The sequence below is a fragment of the Stutzerimonas urumqiensis genome, from assembly GCF_003640395.1.
GTDB classification, from domain to species: domain Bacteria; phylum Pseudomonadota; class Gammaproteobacteria; order Pseudomonadales; family Pseudomonadaceae; genus Stutzerimonas; species Stutzerimonas urumqiensis.
This window is the reverse complement of the sequence record NZ_RBZQ01000001.1, coordinates 198223-213365: the sequence shown is the minus strand read 5'-3', so window position 1 is coordinate 213365 and position 15143 is coordinate 198223. Positions and strand designations below refer to the sequence as shown.

The window sequence follows — 15143 nt, the reverse complement described above, 5'->3', positions numbered from 1 at the left end:
TCCGTCACGGCTGCTGCTTGGGTTGTTGGGATGGCTCGGGTTGCAGCTCGGCGGTCATCGCCGCGAGCAGCTTGTTCACCTCCGGCGCGGCGCTCTGCAACCGGGCCTGGGCGAGCTGCGCCGACTGGGCGTTGAGCTCGGGCAGTTCGGCGAGCATCTTCTTGCCGAGCGCCGACTCGTAGAACTCGATCAGGCCTTCGAGCTCCTGCTCGGTGAAATGCTGGGTGTAGAGCTTGACGAGTTCGGGCTTGAGCTTCTCCCAGCCGATCGCCTTGTCCAGCGCGGCGTTGGCCTGCGCCTGGTAACGCTCGAGCGTCGCCTGCTTGCCCTCGGCGCCGCCGGCTTCGGCGAAACGCTGGGCGAACATTTGTTGCACCTGGGCATAGACCGGCACGGCCAGGCGGTTGGCGTTGGTCAGTTCCAGAAAGCGCTCGGCATCGGCCGTGTGGCTGGCGGTGTCGGCGAACGCGGGCGAGCCGAGCGCGAACAGCAGCACGGCGCTGCCGCAGAAAGCGTTCAAACGGGGCATGGGACGATTCCTGTGAAGTGGGCTAGTGGAAGGGAGCCCAAGGTGGGACCCATTCTGCGCGCGGAGTTCCCTGCGCTCAAGGCGAGCGGCGGCGCGATGGAACCGCCGGCGGGGCCTCGGGCCTAATCCAATCATCCATGCGGAGTACCGCCATGACACGTACAGAAACCGACAGCCTGGGCCCGGTCGAGGTGCCCGACGAGGCGTATTGGGGCGCGCAGACGCAGCGCTCGCTGGGCAACTTCGAGATCGGCGACCAGCGCATGCCGCTCGCCGTGCTGCATGGCCTGGCACTGATCAAGAAGGCCGCGGCCCGGGTCAACGACCGCGTCGGCGATCTGCCACCGGACATCGCGCGCCTGATCGAACAGGCCGCCGACGAGGTGCTCGACGGCAAGCACGACGATCAGTTCCCGCTCGTGGTGTGGCAGACCGGCAGCGGCACCCAGAGCAACATGAACGTCAACGAAGTGATCGCCGGCCGCGCCAACGAGCTGGCCGGCGGCACGCGCGGCGGCAAGAGCCCGGTGCACCCGAACGATCACGTCAACCGCGCCCAGAGTTCCAACGACTGCTTCCCCACCGCGATGCACATCGCCACCGCGCGTGCGGTGCATGACCAGTTGCTGCCGGCGATCGCCGAGCTGTCCGGCGGGCTGGCCGAGCAGGCCGCGCGTCATGGACAGCTGGTCAAGACCGGCCGCACCCACATGATGGATGCCACGCCGGTCACGTTCGGCCAGGAGCTGTCCGCCTTCGTCGCCCAGCTCGACATCGCCGAGCAGGCCATCCGCCGCAGCCTGCCGGCCGTCTACGAGCTGGCTCAGGGCGGCACGGCGGTGGGCACCGGGCTCAACGCGCCACTGGGGTTCGCCGACGCGATCGCCGCCGAGCTCGCCGCGCTTTCGGGCTTGCCGTTCGTCTCGGCGCCGAACAAATTCGCCGCCCTCGCCGGCCATGAGCCGCTGGTGGCGATGCACGGCGCATTGAAGACGCTGGCCGTCACGCTGATGAAGATCGCCAATGACCTTCGCCTGCTGGGTTCCGGGCCGCGCGGCGGCCTGGCCGAAGTGCGCCTGCCGGCGAACGAGCCGGGCAGCTCGATCATGCCCGGCAAGGTCAACCCGACCCAGCCGGAGGCCCTGTCGATGCTCGCCTGCCAGGTCATGGGTAACGACACGGCCGTCACCTTCGCCGCCAGCCAGGGCCACCTTCAGCTCAACGTGTTCAAGCCGGTGATCGTCCACAACGTGCTGCAATCGATCCGGCTGCTGGCCGACGGGTGCCGCAACTTCAACAAGCATTGCGTGGTGGGCATGGAGCCGGACGCCACGCGCATGGCCGAGCATCTGGAGCGCGGCCTGATGCTGGTCACCGCGCTGAACCCGCACATCGGGTACGACAAGGCCGCCGAAATCGCCAAGAAGGCCTACGCCGAGAACCGGACGCTGCGCGAAGCGGCGCTCGAGCTCGGCTACCTGACCGACGACGAATTCGACCAGTGGGTGCGGCCCGAAACCATGCTCGAACCGGGCAAGAAGGGCTGACGCGGGCCCGAGAGCGCTGCGATCGCCAGAGGGTCGCAGCGGCGTCGGACTAGACCACCGGCTTCGGCCGGCGACCGCGCCAACCGGCCATCAGCGACGGGCCCAGCGCGGTCAGCGCCGAGCCCCCGACCACCAGGCAGGCGCCGAAATAGCCGATCCCGTTGATCTGCTCGGCCTTCACGTAGGACGGCCACCACCAGGCCGCCAGCGCGACGGCCACGAAGGTGAACAGCGGCGTCATCGAGAGCGTGGCGCTGACCTTCGACGCCTCCCAGTGCGCCAGCGCCTCGGCGAACGCGCCATAGGCGACCAGCGTGTTCAGGCAGCAGGCCAGCAGCAGCCAGCCCTGGAGCGGGCTCAACGCAGTCACCGTCACCGGCTGCGCCCAGGGCGTGAGCAGCGCAGCGCACGCCAGGTAGATCACCATCATCACCTGCAGGGAGTTCCAATTGCTGAGCAGCTGCTTCTGCGCCAGCCCGTAGAACATCCAGCACGTCGCGGCCGCCAGGATGGTCAGCACCCCGGCGGTGTACTGCGTCAGCGAGGAAAACAGCTCGACCAGCCGTTCGTTGAAGAACAGCGCGAAGCCGAGCAGCAAGACCACCAAGCCCACGCCCTGCAATGGCGTGAACGACTCGCGGAACACGAACAGGCTGCTGATCAACAGCATGATGGGCGCGACCTGCAACACCAGCTGGGTGGTGCCCGGACTCAGCAGGTTGAGGCCCATGAGGTAGAGCACGTAGTTGGTCGATAGCCCGAGCACCGCGACCGCCAACAGCCAGCGCCCGCTACGCCCGAGCGCGCTGAAGCGCGGCAATCGCCGGGTCACGGCCAGGTATACCAACAGCAGGCTGCCGGCGACCGACAACCGGTACCAGGTCACCGTTACCGGGTCCATCGTCTGCAACACCTGCTTGAGCTTGACCGGAAGAATGCCCCACAGCAGAGCGGTGGTAATCGCCAGGCCGAAGCCCTTGAGCCAGCGGCCGGAAGAAACGTGCATGAAGGCCTCGCAACGAGCGCCCGGCCGAACGGCCACGGGCGTGGATCGAGGCATTCTAGGCAGTCCACGCACACCCGGCACAGGAACAGCTAGCCGCCGATCCTGCCGGCAACTGTACTGCTGCCTGACCGCCACCACGGCGTTTCGCCGCGATGGTGAATCCGTAGGGGTGCATTCGCGAAGCAATGCACCAGTAGGCCGGCGCGGGCGCGGCCTGCGCGGAACCGTCCGGGGGGTCGTTTCATGCCGTTGAAGGGAGTCAGGCCGGCGGTGGCCGCAGGCGGGCGAATAGACGTGGCGCCGCTGCGGGGCGCGAATCGCGAGCAAGAACTAGGCGTCCCCCTTGCTCCTACAGGCAGGCCCTGGCGCCTACAGGCAGCGCGGTGCTTTGGCTTCTTCGTAGGAGCGAGCTCGCTCGCGAAACGTAGGGTGCATTCGCGAAGCAATGCACAGGTGGCCCGGCACCAAGGGCGGCCCCGGCGGATTGTTCGCTGCGCTCCTGAATCCGCCCTACGTCTTGCATCCCGCAGGCTGATCCAGCAATCGCCGAACCATCAGCCACCGCTTGCACGCAACCATCAAGCCACTCGGACCAATCCCCCTTTCATCCGGCCGAACGCAGGCGTTGCGCAGGGGGACGCGAGGCAGGACGCCGAGCGAGGCGCGGCGGGACAGGGATGTCCCGTCGTGACGTGCCCCCGGAGCAACGCCGGAGTGAGGGCAGTCTGGCTGCGTAGCAGGCAGACCCGGATGATGGGGTCGCCTTCTCTTTGGTTACTTTCTCTTGGCGAGACAAGAGAAAGTGACGCGCCGTGCAAGGCGCAACCTGTAATCAGAACCGAGGAAAGCGTTGCCTTCGAAGTCCTCGATGGCGGTCGATCGGCGCGCCATCGACTGGCAGCGCCCTACTCCACCGCTCCGCACAGTTCCGCCGCGCGCAAGAGCGCGGCCGTCAGCGCGTGGCGCTCCCATTCGGGCAATGCCTGGAAGCGCGCGCGAAACTCCGGCGGCAGCAGCGGCGGTGCATCGCGCAGCAGCGCGCGGCCGGTGTCGCTGAGCTGCAGCCATTGCCGCCGCCGGTCCTGATCGTCGCGCTGACGTTGCAGCAGCCCCCGCTCCGCCAGCCGGTCGAGCACGCCGGAGAGCGTCGCCGCCGTCAGGCTCACGCGGCCGCTCAGGGCGCTGGCCGTGCTGCGCCCTTCCCGCTCGAGCACATGCAGGATCATCAGTTGCACCGGCGTCAGGTCGCCGAAGCGCGCCAGTCGCTTGGCGTGCACTTCGCCATCCTGCTGCAGGCGTCGCATGGCCTGGAACAACGGCAGGTCGAACAGGCGGTCGGCTGCATTTTTCGTTTGATCTGAAACTATTTCCTGATTCATCTCCGCGCTTCATCTGTCATTAAACTTTGACATCAAAGCATTATTTTGTTTTGGTGTTCAACCACGACGGAGCCGGGCGACCGCGCCCGTGCGTCGGCACATCGGCTCAGCGCGGGCCTCTGGCACGCTGGACCGACGGCCTGAACCAAGGCGCTCCCGGCTCAGTCAACATCCCCAACGGACAACCCGGTAAGGACAATATGTGCGGCATAGCTGGAGAACTTCGCTTCGATAACCGCCCCGCCGATCTGGCTGCGGTCGAACGCATTACCCATCACCTCACCGCCCGCGGCCCCGATGCCAGCGGCTTTCATAGCAGCGGCCCGGTCGCCTTCGGCCATCGCCGGCTGAAGATCATGGACCTGTGCGAGGCGTCCGGGCAGCCGATGATCGACTCGGCACTGGGCCTGTCGATGGTCTTCAACGGCGCCATCTACAACTACCCGGAGCTGCGCGCCGAGCTCGAGGGCCTTGGCTATCGCTTCTTTTCCGAAGGCGACACCGAAGTGCTGCTCAAGGGCTACCACGCCTGGGGCGAGTCGCTGCTGCCGCGCCTGAACGGCATGTTCGTGTTCGCCATCTGGGAGCGCGACCGCCAGCAGATGTTCATCGCCCGCGACCGCCTGGGCATCAAGCCGCTGTATTTCTCGCAGACCGGCGAGCGCCTGCGCTTCGCCTCGACCCTGCCGGCGCTGCTCAAGGGCGGCGACATCGCGGGCGTGCTGAACCCGGTCGCCCTGAACATGTACATGAGCTTCCATGCCGTGGTGCCGGCGCCGGATACGCTGATCGCCGGCATCGAGAAGCTGCCGCCGGCCACCTGGATGCGCGTCGACGCCAATGGCCAGGTGACGCGCAAACAGTGGTGGCAGCTCGACTACGGCCCGAACGAGGACGAGCGCCAGTACAGCTTCGATGACTGGAAGGACCGCGTGCTCGACTCGCTCCGCGATGCGGTGGCGATCCGTCAGCGCGCGGCGGTGGACGTCGGCGTGCTGCTGTCGGGTGGCGTGGATTCGAGCCTGCTGGTCGGCCTGCTGCGTGAAGCGGGCGTCGGCGAGAATCTGCTGACCTTCTCGATCGGCTTCGAGGATGCCGGCGGCGAGCGCGGCGACGAGTTCAAGTACTCGGACATCATTGCCAGGCATTTCGGCACGCGGCATCACCAGCTGCGCATCCAGGAGAAGGAAATCCTCGAGCAGCTGCCGGCGGCCTTCCGCGCCATGAGCGAGCCGATGGTCAGCCACGACTGCATCGCCTTCTATCTGCTGTCCCGAGAGGTCTCGAAACACTGCAAGGTGGTGCAGAGCGGCCAGGGCGCGGACGAACTTTTCGCCGGCTATCACTGGTACCCGCAGGTCGATGGCGCGGACGATCCGGTCGCGGCCTACCTCAAGGCCTTCCGCGACCGCAGCTACGAGGAATACCGCGAGCTGATGCAGGACAAGTGGGTCCAGGGCGACTTCTCCGGCGACTTCGTCCGCCGTCATTTCGCCCAGCCGGGCGCCGAGGCCGCGGTGGACAAGGCGCTGCGTCTCGACAGCACGGTCATGCTGGTCGACGACCCGGTCAAGCGTGTGGACAACATGACCATGGCCTGGGGGCTGGAAGCGCGCGTGCCCTTCCTCGACTACCGCGTGGCAGAGCTCTCGGCACGCATCCCGGCGCAGTACAAGCTGCCCGAGGGCGGCAAGTACGTGCTCAAGGAGACGGCACGGCAGGTCATCCCGGCCGAGGTCATCGACCGGCCGAAGGGCTATTTCCCGGTACCCGGCCTCAAGCACTTGCAGGGCGCCACACTCGAGTGGGTCCGCGAGCTGCTGCTCGATCCGAGCCAGGACCGCGGCCTGTACAACCCGACCATGCTCGATGCCCTGCTTTCCGATCCGCACGGGCAACTGACGCCACTGCGCGGCTCGAAGCTGTGGCAACTGGCGGCGGTCAACCTGTGGCTGAGCGAACAGGGTCTCTAGAGGGCAGCACATGCAGAAGTCACAAGCCTACGGCCAGCGCCTGCTGCGCGGACAGATCCCGACCTACCAGCGCCTGCAGGCGCGGCTCGCCGAAGACGGCAAGGACGAGCACGACGGTCCGGTCGCCTTGGACTGCGGCTGGGGCCGCATCCTCGTCGGCCATACCTACGCCGATCCGGCGGCCCTGGCGGCCGACCTGTTGGCCGAGCAGCCGGGCGATCGCGACATCGCGCTGTATGTCGCCGCCCCGCAGCAGGTGCTGGCGCAGGCGCCGCAGCAGCTCTTTCTCGACCCCTCCGACACCCTGCGCCTGTGGTTCACCGACTATCGCCAGGCGCCGCGCAGCTTTCGCGGCTTCTCGGTACGTCGCGCGCAGAGCGAGGCCGACTGGGAGGCGATCAACTGCCTGTACCAGAGCCGCCACATGCTGCCGGTCGACCCGCAGCGCTGCACACCGCGCGACGAAGGCGGACCGGTCTACTGGCTGGCCGAGGACGAAGACACCGGCCAGGTGCTGGGCAGCGTGATGGGCGTCAATCACGAGAAAGCCTTCGGCGACCCGGAGAAGGGCTCGAGCCTCTGGTGCCTGGCGGTCTCGCCGAACTGCCCGCGGCCGGGTGTCGGCGAGGCCCTGGTGCGCCATCTGGTCGAGCACTACATGGGGCGCGGGCTGGCCTACCTCGACCTGTCGGTGATGCACGACAACCTTCAGGCCAAGGCGCTGTACGCCAAGCTCGGCTTTCGCGACCTGCCGACCTTCACGGTCAAGCGCAAGAACAGCTTCAACCAGCCGCTGTTCATCGGCCCGGCGCCCGAAGACGACCTCAACCCCTACGCGCGCATCATCGTCGACGAAGCACGTCGGCGCGGCATCGAGGTCACGGTGGACGACGCGCACGCCGGGCTGTTCACGCTGACCTACGGCGGGCGGCGGATTCGCTGCCGCGAGTCGCTGTCGGATTTGACCTCGTCGGTCAGCATGACGCTCTGCCAAGACAAGCAGCTCACGCACAGCACGCTGCGTCGCGCCGGCCTCAAGCTGCCGGCACAGCAGCTGGCCGGTGCGCCGGCGGACAACCTGGCCTTTCTCGAACGGCACGGCAGCGTGGTGGTCAAGCCAGTGGACGGCGAACAGGGCCAGGGCGTGGCAGTGGACCTGCGCGACGCCGAGGCGATGCAGGAAGCCATCGAGCGCGCGCGGGCGTTCGACAGCCGCGTGCTGCTCGAAAGCTTCCACGCCGGCCAGGATCTGCGCATCGTGGTGATCGGTTTCGAGGTGGTCGCCGCGGCCATTCGTCGGCCCGCCGAGGTCATCGGCGATGGACGGCACAGCATCGGTGCGCTGATCGAGGCGCAGAGCCGGCGACGCCAGGCGGCGACCGGCGGCGAGAGCCGCATCCCGCTCGACGAAGAGACCAACCGCTGCCTGCGCGAGGCGAACGTCGACTTCGATACCGTGCTGCCCGAAGGTCAACGGCTGGCCGTCCGGCGCACCGCCAACCTGCATACCGGCGGCACGCTGGACGACGTGACCGACCGCCTGCACCCGGAGCTGGCCGAAGCCGCCGTGCGTGCGGCGCGGGCGCTGGACATTCCGGTCGTCGGCCTCGATCTGCTGGTGCCCGACGCCGACCAGCCTGACTACGTCCTCATCGAAGCGAACGAGCGCGTCGGCCTGGCGAACCATGAGCCGCAGCCCACCGCCCAGCGCTTCATCGACCTGCTCTTCCCGCTCAGCCAGAACACCCACTGACGACCCGGCAGCCCGGCTCGACCCACACCTCGGGCCGGGCGCCGACGACGTTGGAGCCCGAATGAACGACTTCCGCCCCGAACCCGACCTCAACTACCTGCAACGCGTGCTGCTGGAGATGCTGGCGATTCCCAGCCCCACCGGCTTCACCGACACCATCGTGCGCTACGTGGCCGAGCGTCTCGCCGAACTCGGCATCCCCTACGAGCTGACGCGCCGCGGCACCATCCGCGGGACGCTCAAGGGCCGGCAAGACAGCCCCGACCGGGCGGTCTCGGCGCACCTGGACACCATCGGCGCGATCGTCCGCGAGATCCACCCGACCGGCCGCCTCGGCCTGGCGCCGGTGGGCTGCTGGTCGAGCCGCTTCGCCGAGGGCAGTCGCGTCAGCGTCTTCACCGACTACGGCGTGATCCGGGGCAGCGTGCTGCCGCTGATGGCGTCAGGGCATGCCTTCAACACGGCGGTCGACGAACTGCCGATCAGCTGGGACCACGTCGAGCTGCGCCTGGACGCCTACACCTACAGCCGCGCGGAAACCTGCGCCCTGGGGGTGAACGTCGGCGACTTCGTCGCCTTCGACCCGATGCCGGAATTCACCGAAAGCGGCTACATCAGCGCGCGCCACCTGGACGACAAGGCCGGCGTCGCCGCGCTGCTGGCGGGGCTCAAGGCGGTGATCGACAGCGGGCAGCTGCCGCCGATCGACTGCCACCCGCTGTTCACCATTACCGAGGAAACCGGCTCCGGCGCCGCGGCGGCGCTGCCGTGGGATGTCAGCGAGTTCGTCGGCATCGACATCGCGCCCTCGGCCAAGGGACAGGAATCGACCGAACATGCGGTGACCATCGCCCTGCAGGACTCCGGCGGACCCTACGACTACCACCTGTCGCGCCATCTGCTGCGGCTCGCCGCCGAGCATGAGGTACCGGCCCGGCGCGACCTGTTCCGCTACTACCACAGCGACGCGCAGTCGGCGATCACCGCGGGCCACGACATCCGCACCGCCCTGCTCGCCTTCGGCTGCGATGCGACGCACGGCTACGAGCGCACCCACCTCGACAGCCTGGCCGCCATGAGCCAGCTGATCGCGCTGTACGTGATGAGCCCGCCGGTGTTCGCCAGCGATGCCGACACGCATGCCGGCGCGGGCGCGCTGGATCGCTTCAGCCACCAGCTCGAACACGACACCCAGCTCGAGAGCGACACCCGCGTGCCGGCGGTCGACAGCCTGCTCGGCCGCAATGCCGAGGGCGACTGACGGCGCCGCCGCGCTCCGCCGAATGACGCAGCTGCCCCTATGTGCGGGCATGGCGCAGGGCTAGGATAGCCGGGCCTCCCCAAGGATCGATCATGCCCCGTCTCTGCCTGGCCCTCGTTCTGCTGTGCCTGATGCTGCCGAGCTTCGGCGCGCCGTTGCCGCTGGTCGACGAGCAGACCCGCATCGCCCTCGGGCCCTGGACGCGCTTCCTCGAGGACCCTGACGGCACGCTGACCGTCGAGCAGGTGCTCGCGCTGGAGGCGGACGCCTTTCGCCCGCTCGCCCGGACCCACGCGAACAAGGGCAAGAACACCTCGACCTGGTGGTTCCGGGTGCGCCTGGACAACCGCCTGGCCGAGACGCTGCGTGGCTTCGTCGAGGTCAACTACCCGCTGCTCGACTTCGTCGAGATGCACTTGGTCTCGCCCGACGGGACGGTCAGCCGGCAGCTCACCGGCGATGCCTTTCCCTTCGCCGAACGGCCGGTCAAGGTCAGCAACTTCTGGTTTCCGGTCGAACTCGAGCCCGGCGTCTCGACGCTGCTGGTGCGGGTGCATTCGACCAGCACGCTGTACATGCCGCTGTACTTCGCCACGCACGCGACCAGCGCGTCGGTCCTCGAGGCGTTTTCGGCCTTGAACGGCGCCTTCTACGGCGTGATGTTCGCGATGTTCTGCTACAACCTGTTCCTGTTCGTGTCGCTGCGCGAGCCGGCGTACTTCTGGTACCTGGTCTACAACCTGAACGTCGGGCTGTTCGCCGCCTGCTTCGACGGGATGCTGATCCGCCTGTTCCCGGACATTGGCACCGTGCAGAACGAAGGCATCTACCTGCTGATGCTGACCCACTGCCTGAGCGCCATTCAGTTCAGCCGGCACTTCCTGCATACCCGCCTGCACTTTCCGCGACTCGACCTCATCCTGCGGCTCTCGCTCTGGATCTCCCTCGCCTGCCTGGCCTCGGGCCTGCTGGTGCGGCTACAGACCTGGAGCATCCTGGCCAGCGTGGCGGTGCTCGGCACCTCGATCGGCCTGCTGCTGGTGGGCATCTACGCCTGGCGCAGGGGCGTGCGCTACGGGCTGTACTACATCCTGGCCTGGGGCGCGCTGCTGGCCTCGTTCATCATCGTCACGGCCGGCTCGCTGGGCGTGGAACTGCTGGGCATCTACGGCTCGTCGGTGGTCAAGGCCAGCGTCACCATCGAGCTGATCATCCTGTCCATCGGCCTGGCCGACCGCATCAACCTGCTCAAGGAAGAAGGCTTTCGCTCGCGCCAGGCCGCCGAGCAGGCGCATATCGAAAGCGAGGCCAAGAGCCGCTTCCTGGCCAAGATGAGCCACGAGATCCGCACGCCGCTCAACGGTGTGCTGGGCATGCTCGAGCTGCTGCGGGAGACAACCCTGGACCGCAGCCAACGCGTGTACGTCGACACCATCGCCAGCTCGGGCAATTCGCTGATGACAGTGATCAACGACATCCTCGACTACGCGCGTATCGAGTCCGGCAAGCTGGAGCTCGAGCACATCGACTACGACCTCGAGGTGCTGGTCAGCGAAACCCTCGCGCTGTTCACGGCGCAGGCACGGGAAAAGCACCTCAGCCTGCACCTGAGCCTGGAGCCCGGCGTGCCGCGCCTGGTGCGCGGCGACCCGACGCGGGTCAAGCAGATCCTGATGAACCTGCTCGGCAACGGCCTGAAGTTCACCGAACAGGGCTACGTCTGGCTCAACGTGACGCAACGGCATGAAGGCGACGCCGCACGGCTGGTGTTCACCGTCAACGACAGCGGCATCGGTATCCGCGAGCAGGCCCTGGCACGGTTGTTCGACTCCTTCGCCCAGGGGGATTCCAGCACGACGCGACGCTACGGCGGCAGCGGCCTGGGGCTGGCCATCTGCAAGGAGCTGGCGGAGCTGATGGGCGGCACGGTCGATGTCAGCAGCCGCTATGGCCAGGGCACGCGCTTCACGGTCGACCTGCCGCTAATGCCGGTCGCCGAAGCCGATCCGCTGGCCGAGTTGCTGCACAACCGCACCGCGCTCGTCGCCTCGCTGGACGGCTTCGCGCTGGAGGCGGTCGCCCGGCTGCTGACGCGCTGGGGCCTGCGCGCCGAACGCTGCCGCCACCCGCAACGGGTCATCGCCTACCTCGACGACTACAAGACCCCGCCGCTGCTGGTGCTGGTGGCGCCCTGGACGGGCGAACCGGCGCAATGGCTGACGCAGCTCCAGCCCCATCTCAAGCCCAACCAGCGCGTGCTCTTGCTCCACTCGCCCGATACCGAACCGCCGGTCAATGCCCAGGGGCTGCGCCTGGCGAGCCTGAGCCAGCCGATCGTCGTCGCCGCGCTGCGCCAGGCCCTGCACGGCTTGTATGCCAGCGCGCCGGCCGCCACGTCGCCGTCGACCACCGAACCCCAGCCTGCTCGCCACGCCGAGCCCTGCATCCTGGTCGCCGAAGACAACCCGGTGAACCAGCTGGTGGTCAAGGGCCTGCTGGGCAAGCGCGGCTACCGGGTGCTGCTGGCCAACAACGGCCGCGAAGCGCTCGAGTGGTACCTGGGCGCCCCCGACGCGGTGGACCTGATCCTGATGGATTGCGAAATGCCGGAAGTGGATGGCTTCGAGGCCTGCCGCCGGATTCGCCACCATGAAGCGCAGACCGGCGGGCGGCGCGTGCCCATCGTCGCGCTGACCGCCCATATACTCGACGCCCACCGGCGCCAGGGCCTGGAGGCCGGCATGGACGAGTTCCTCGGCAAGCCGGTCGACAGTCAGCAGCTGCAAGCCTGCCTCGATCGCTACCTCGCCCTCGCGCCCGATGCCAAACCGACGTGACCCTCACGGAGCCCCATGATCATTCCGCACGACCAGCTCGAAGCCGACACCCTCACCCGTCTGATCGAGGATTTCGTCACCCGCGACGGCACCGACAATGGCGACGAAACGCCGCTGGAGCGGCGCGTCGAACGTGTCCGTCGTGCATTAGGCAAGGGTGAAGCGGTGATCGTCTTCGACCCCGACAGCCAGCAGTGCCAGCTCGCGCTCCGGCGCGACGTCCCGCGGGAATGGCTGGAGAGCTGAAGCTCAGCCGAGCAGGTCGCTTTCACGCTCCCACGCACAACGCAACCGCAGCGGACGCTCGCCCGGCCCATGGGCGCCCTCTTCGGCTTCCCAGCGGAACGTGTGGGTGCCGCTGAGTTCGGTCTGCAGATGCACCACCGCGCGGGTCCAGTAGAGCCGGCGCAGGAGCTGCTCGAATTCGGCGACCCACAGGCTCCATTCGTATTCGACCTGCCGGTAGCTCGCGCCGAAGTGAATGATCTGCGTCTGGTACATCCCCGCGTCCGGCGCGCCTGCGCAACCGAACATGTCCCGTCCGATGAAGGTCCAGCCATCGGCTTGTGGCAGTGCTTCGATCACACGCCGGTTGCTCGTCCGGCGGCGCGCCGACTCGCCCGGCTCGGCGCTCGGCCAGTCGTGAATGCAGCCGTAGACGATCGATTCGGCGCTCAAGCGAGCGCTCCGCCGAGGCCAGGCATCGGCGTACCGCGGCGGAGCGGCAGCCTCATCGGACGGCGGTCCGGCGCGGCCCGAGGCGCGAAGCCAGAACGATCATCGTCGCCGAGGCGAGCGTCAGTGCCGTGAACGGCAGGCGATAGTCACCACCCAGGTCGCGACCGAAACCGGTCAGCACCGGGGAGAAGCACGCCAGGCAATAGCCGGTGCAAAGCATCATGGCGGTCAGTCGGCTGACATCCAGCGGCGTGGCCGCTTCGTACATCGGCAGGATCAGCGACAACGAGAAGGTGCCGTTGAGCGCCACGCCCAGCAGCATGCAGATCGCGACCGGCGAGAACGCCGGCAGCCAGGTGATGACCGCCAGGCAGAGGGTCGCTACGACGCCACAGGCGACCATCAGCCAGTGCCGGCGGCCGAAACGCTGCGCCAGCCAGGGCATCAGGAACGACGCCGGCAGCCCGACCAGCATGAAGCCGCTGAAGAACGCGTTGCTCTCCAGCAGGCTGAAACCGGCCTCGTGATAGCGCGCCACCAGCCAGGTCGCCAGGCCGTAGAACAGCCCGGCCTGGAGCGCGAAATAAAGGCTGATCAGCCAGGCTCGCGGCTGTCGCCACGGCAACCCGCCCTGCTGTTGCCCGGCCGGCTCGCCGGCGGCCGGCACCTTCAGCCAGACCGCCAGGGCGATCGCCGCCGGCACGAACCAGACAGCCAGCCCCAGCCCCCAGTCGTCGCCCAGCAGCTGCGTGGCCGGCACGGTGAGCACCACGCCGGCGGTACCGCCGATGGTCATGCACAGCGAATACCAGGCTCCGGCCGTGCCCATCCGGTCACTGAAATAGCGCTTGATGAAGCCCGACAGCAACGGCCCGGCGACGGCGATGCCGGCACCGAGCAGGCCGGCGGTGGCGATCAGCAGCGGCGCGATATGGCCGATCGCGCGCAGCGCCAGCGCCACCGCGATCAGCGCCATGCAGAGGGTGATGGCGCGCTCGAGCCCGATGCGCACCGCCAACCGCGGCGCCAGTGGCGCAAGCAGGCCCATCAGCAAGACGGGCAACGCGGTCGTGAGACTGATGACACTGCGGCTGAGATCGAGCTCCTGGGCAATGCGTTCGATCAGCGGTGCGAAGGAGGTCAAGCCGGGCCGCAGATTGATCGCGGCCAACACGAGGGCCAGCACGAACAGCCAGCGCGAGTGGGTTTTCACTGATTTACCAAGCGGTTGCAACGGAAGCCGGCCACCCTACCCCGCGCTTCCGTCACGAGCAAGACATTTGACCGGCCGGTCAGATCGCCTTGGCTTTGCTGCGTTTCTTCACCGTCAGGTTGGTCATTTCGTCGTAGATGGCCTGCGGATTCTGCTGCTTGATCTGCCAGGCCATGCGGCCTTCGTCGTGCGGCAGGATCATGAAGGTGCCCTTGGCGATGCCCTCGTGGATGAGGTTGGCGATATCCGCCGCGGTGATCGGCGAGGCCTCCAGCAGCTTGGCGATCTGTGCCTTCATGTTCGGCGTCGGGCCGCGGTAGGAATCCATCAGGTTGGTCTGGAAAAACGAGGGGCAGACGACGTGCACATCGACGCCCTCGGGCTTGAGTTCGACCAGCAGGCTTTCCGACAGGGCAACCACGCCCGCCTTGGCGACGTTGTAGTTGCTCATGCCCGGCGCCTGCATCAGGGCGGCCATCGAGGCGATGTTGACGATCTTGCCCTTGCTCTTTTGCACCAGCGGCAGGAAGGCCTTGCAGCCCTTGACCACGCCCATCAGGTTGATCGCGATCTGCCAGTCCCAGTCTTCCAGCGTCAGCTCGTCGAAAAACCCGCCGGACGCCACGCCCGCATTGTTGACCACGATGTCGATGCCGCCGAACTTCTCCTCGCAGGCCTGGGCAAAGGCGGTGAGCTGGCTGTAATCACGCACGTCGCAACGCAGCGTGAAGCCGTCGCCACCGGCGGCGCGCACCATTTTCAGCGTCTCGGCGAGGCCGGCCTCGTTGACGTCCGACAGCGCCAGGTTCCAGCCTTCGCGCGCCCAGCGCAGCGCAATTTCGCGGCCGAGGCCTGAACCCGCGCCTGTGATCATCATGCGGTTTTGCATCGTATTTCGCCTTCCTTACCGGGAGTGCCCTGAGTCCCGGCGAGTGTAGCCAAGGCGATCGTACGCCCTGCGTTTCAT

The 15143-nt window shown here is 67.5% G+C and carries 12 protein-coding genes; 6 read left to right on the top strand and 6 right to left on the bottom strand.

Annotation, left to right across the window (positions count from 1 at the left end):
- Window positions 1–4: 4 nt before the first annotated feature.
- The gene (locus tag D7325_RS01130) at window positions 5–529 is read right to left on the bottom strand and encodes a DUF2059 domain-containing protein (RefSeq protein ID WP_120993256.1); all 525 of its coding nucleotides are present in this window, start codon (window positions 527–529) and stop codon (window positions 5–7) included.
- A 152-nt stretch (window positions 530–681) separates the two neighbouring features.
- Between D7325_RS01130 and D7325_RS01125 the strand changes: the two genes are divergently transcribed.
- Entirely contained in the window at window positions 682–2076 is a 1395-nt protein-coding gene (locus D7325_RS01125) for a class II fumarate hydratase (RefSeq protein WP_120993254.1), read from the top strand.
- 49 nt (window positions 2077–2125) lie between these two features.
- Here D7325_RS01125 and D7325_RS01120 read toward each other — a convergent pair whose 3' ends face one another.
- Window positions 2126–3082 carry a DMT family transporter gene (locus D7325_RS01120; RefSeq protein ID WP_120993252.1) on the bottom strand — a complete coding sequence of 319 codons (957 nt, stop codon included), beginning with the start codon at window positions 3080–3082 and terminating at the stop codon, window positions 2126–2128.
- Between the two features lie 905 nt (window positions 3083–3987).
- The gene (locus D7325_RS01115; protein ID WP_120993250.1) at window positions 3988–4461 is read right to left on the bottom strand and encodes a MarR family winged helix-turn-helix transcriptional regulator; all 474 of its coding nucleotides are present in this window, start codon (window positions 4459–4461) and stop codon (window positions 3988–3990) included.
- Between the two features lie 200 nt (window positions 4462–4661).
- On the opposite strand from D7325_RS01115, the gene D7325_RS01110 reads away from it, so the two are divergent.
- The 5 genes from D7325_RS01110 to D7325_RS01090 all read left to right on the top strand — a co-directional run bounded on the left by D7325_RS01110 (window position 4662) and on the right by D7325_RS01090 (window position 12531).
- Window positions 4662–6434 carry an N-acetylglutaminylglutamine amidotransferase gene (locus tag D7325_RS01110; RefSeq protein WP_120993248.1) on the top strand — a complete coding sequence of 591 codons (1773 nt, stop codon included), beginning with the start codon at window positions 4662–4664 and terminating at the stop codon, window positions 6432–6434.
- A 10-nt stretch (window positions 6435–6444) separates the two neighbouring features.
- Entirely contained in the window at window positions 6445–8187 is a 1743-nt protein-coding gene (gene ngg / locus D7325_RS01105; protein WP_120993247.1) for an N-acetylglutaminylglutamine synthetase, read from the top strand.
- Window positions 8188–8248: 61 nt separating this feature from the next.
- Window positions 8249–9448: an osmoprotectant NAGGN system M42 family peptidase gene (locus D7325_RS01100; RefSeq protein WP_120993245.1), complete on the top strand. Its 1200-nt coding sequence runs from the start codon at window positions 8249–8251 to the stop codon at window positions 9446–9448.
- Between the two features lie 89 nt (window positions 9449–9537).
- Entirely contained in the window at window positions 9538–12285 is a 2748-nt protein-coding gene (locus D7325_RS01095) for a hybrid sensor histidine kinase/response regulator (RefSeq protein WP_120994095.1), read from the top strand.
- Between the two features lie 15 nt (window positions 12286–12300).
- On the top strand, window positions 12301–12531 hold the full coding sequence (locus D7325_RS01090; protein WP_120993243.1) for a YheU family protein: 231 nt from the start codon (window positions 12301–12303) through the stop codon (window positions 12529–12531).
- Between the two features lie 3 nt (window positions 12532–12534).
- Here the strand turns inward: D7325_RS01090 and D7325_RS01085 are convergent, their stop codons facing one another.
- The 3 genes from D7325_RS01085 to D7325_RS01075 form a co-directional block, all read right to left on the bottom strand.
- The gene (locus D7325_RS01085) at window positions 12535–12963 is read right to left on the bottom strand and encodes a hypothetical protein (RefSeq protein WP_120993242.1); all 429 of its coding nucleotides are present in this window, start codon (window positions 12961–12963) and stop codon (window positions 12535–12537) included.
- A 52-nt stretch (window positions 12964–13015) separates the two neighbouring features.
- Window positions 13016–14149, bottom strand: coding sequence for an MFS transporter (locus D7325_RS01080; protein WP_425452240.1), 1134 nt, complete (start codon window positions 14147–14149; stop codon window positions 13016–13018).
- Between the two features lie 106 nt (window positions 14150–14255).
- Window positions 14256–15065: an SDR family oxidoreductase gene (locus D7325_RS01075; protein WP_120993238.1), complete on the bottom strand. Its 810-nt coding sequence runs from the start codon at window positions 15063–15065 to the stop codon at window positions 14256–14258.
- Window positions 15066–15143 lie beyond the last annotated feature (78 nt).

Coding starts and splice junctions, on each gene's coding strand:
- D7325_RS01130 (WP_120993256.1), bottom strand. CDS start 529: ATGCCCCGTTTGAACGCTTTCTGCGGCAGCGCCGTGCTGCTGTTCGCG.
- D7325_RS01125 (WP_120993254.1), top strand. CDS start 682: ATGACACGTACAGAAACCGACAGCCTGGGCCCGGTCGAGGTGCCCGAC.
- D7325_RS01120 (WP_120993252.1), bottom strand. CDS start 3,082: ATGCACGTTTCTTCCGGCCGCTGGCTCAAGGGCTTCGGCCTGGCGATT.
- D7325_RS01115 (WP_120993250.1), bottom strand. CDS start 4,461: ATGAATCAGGAAATAGTTTCAGATCAAACGAAAAATGCAGCCGACCGC.
- D7325_RS01110 (WP_120993248.1), top strand. CDS start 4,662: ATGTGCGGCATAGCTGGAGAACTTCGCTTCGATAACCGCCCCGCCGAT.
- ngg (WP_120993247.1), top strand. CDS start 6,445: ATGCAGAAGTCACAAGCCTACGGCCAGCGCCTGCTGCGCGGACAGATC.
- D7325_RS01100 (WP_120993245.1), top strand. CDS start 8,249: ATGAACGACTTCCGCCCCGAACCCGACCTCAACTACCTGCAACGCGTG.
- D7325_RS01090 (WP_120993243.1), top strand. CDS start 12,301: ATGATCATTCCGCACGACCAGCTCGAAGCCGACACCCTCACCCGTCTG.
- D7325_RS01075 (WP_120993238.1), bottom strand. CDS start 15,065: ATGCAAAACCGCATGATGATCACAGGCGCGGGTTCAGGCCTCGGCCGC.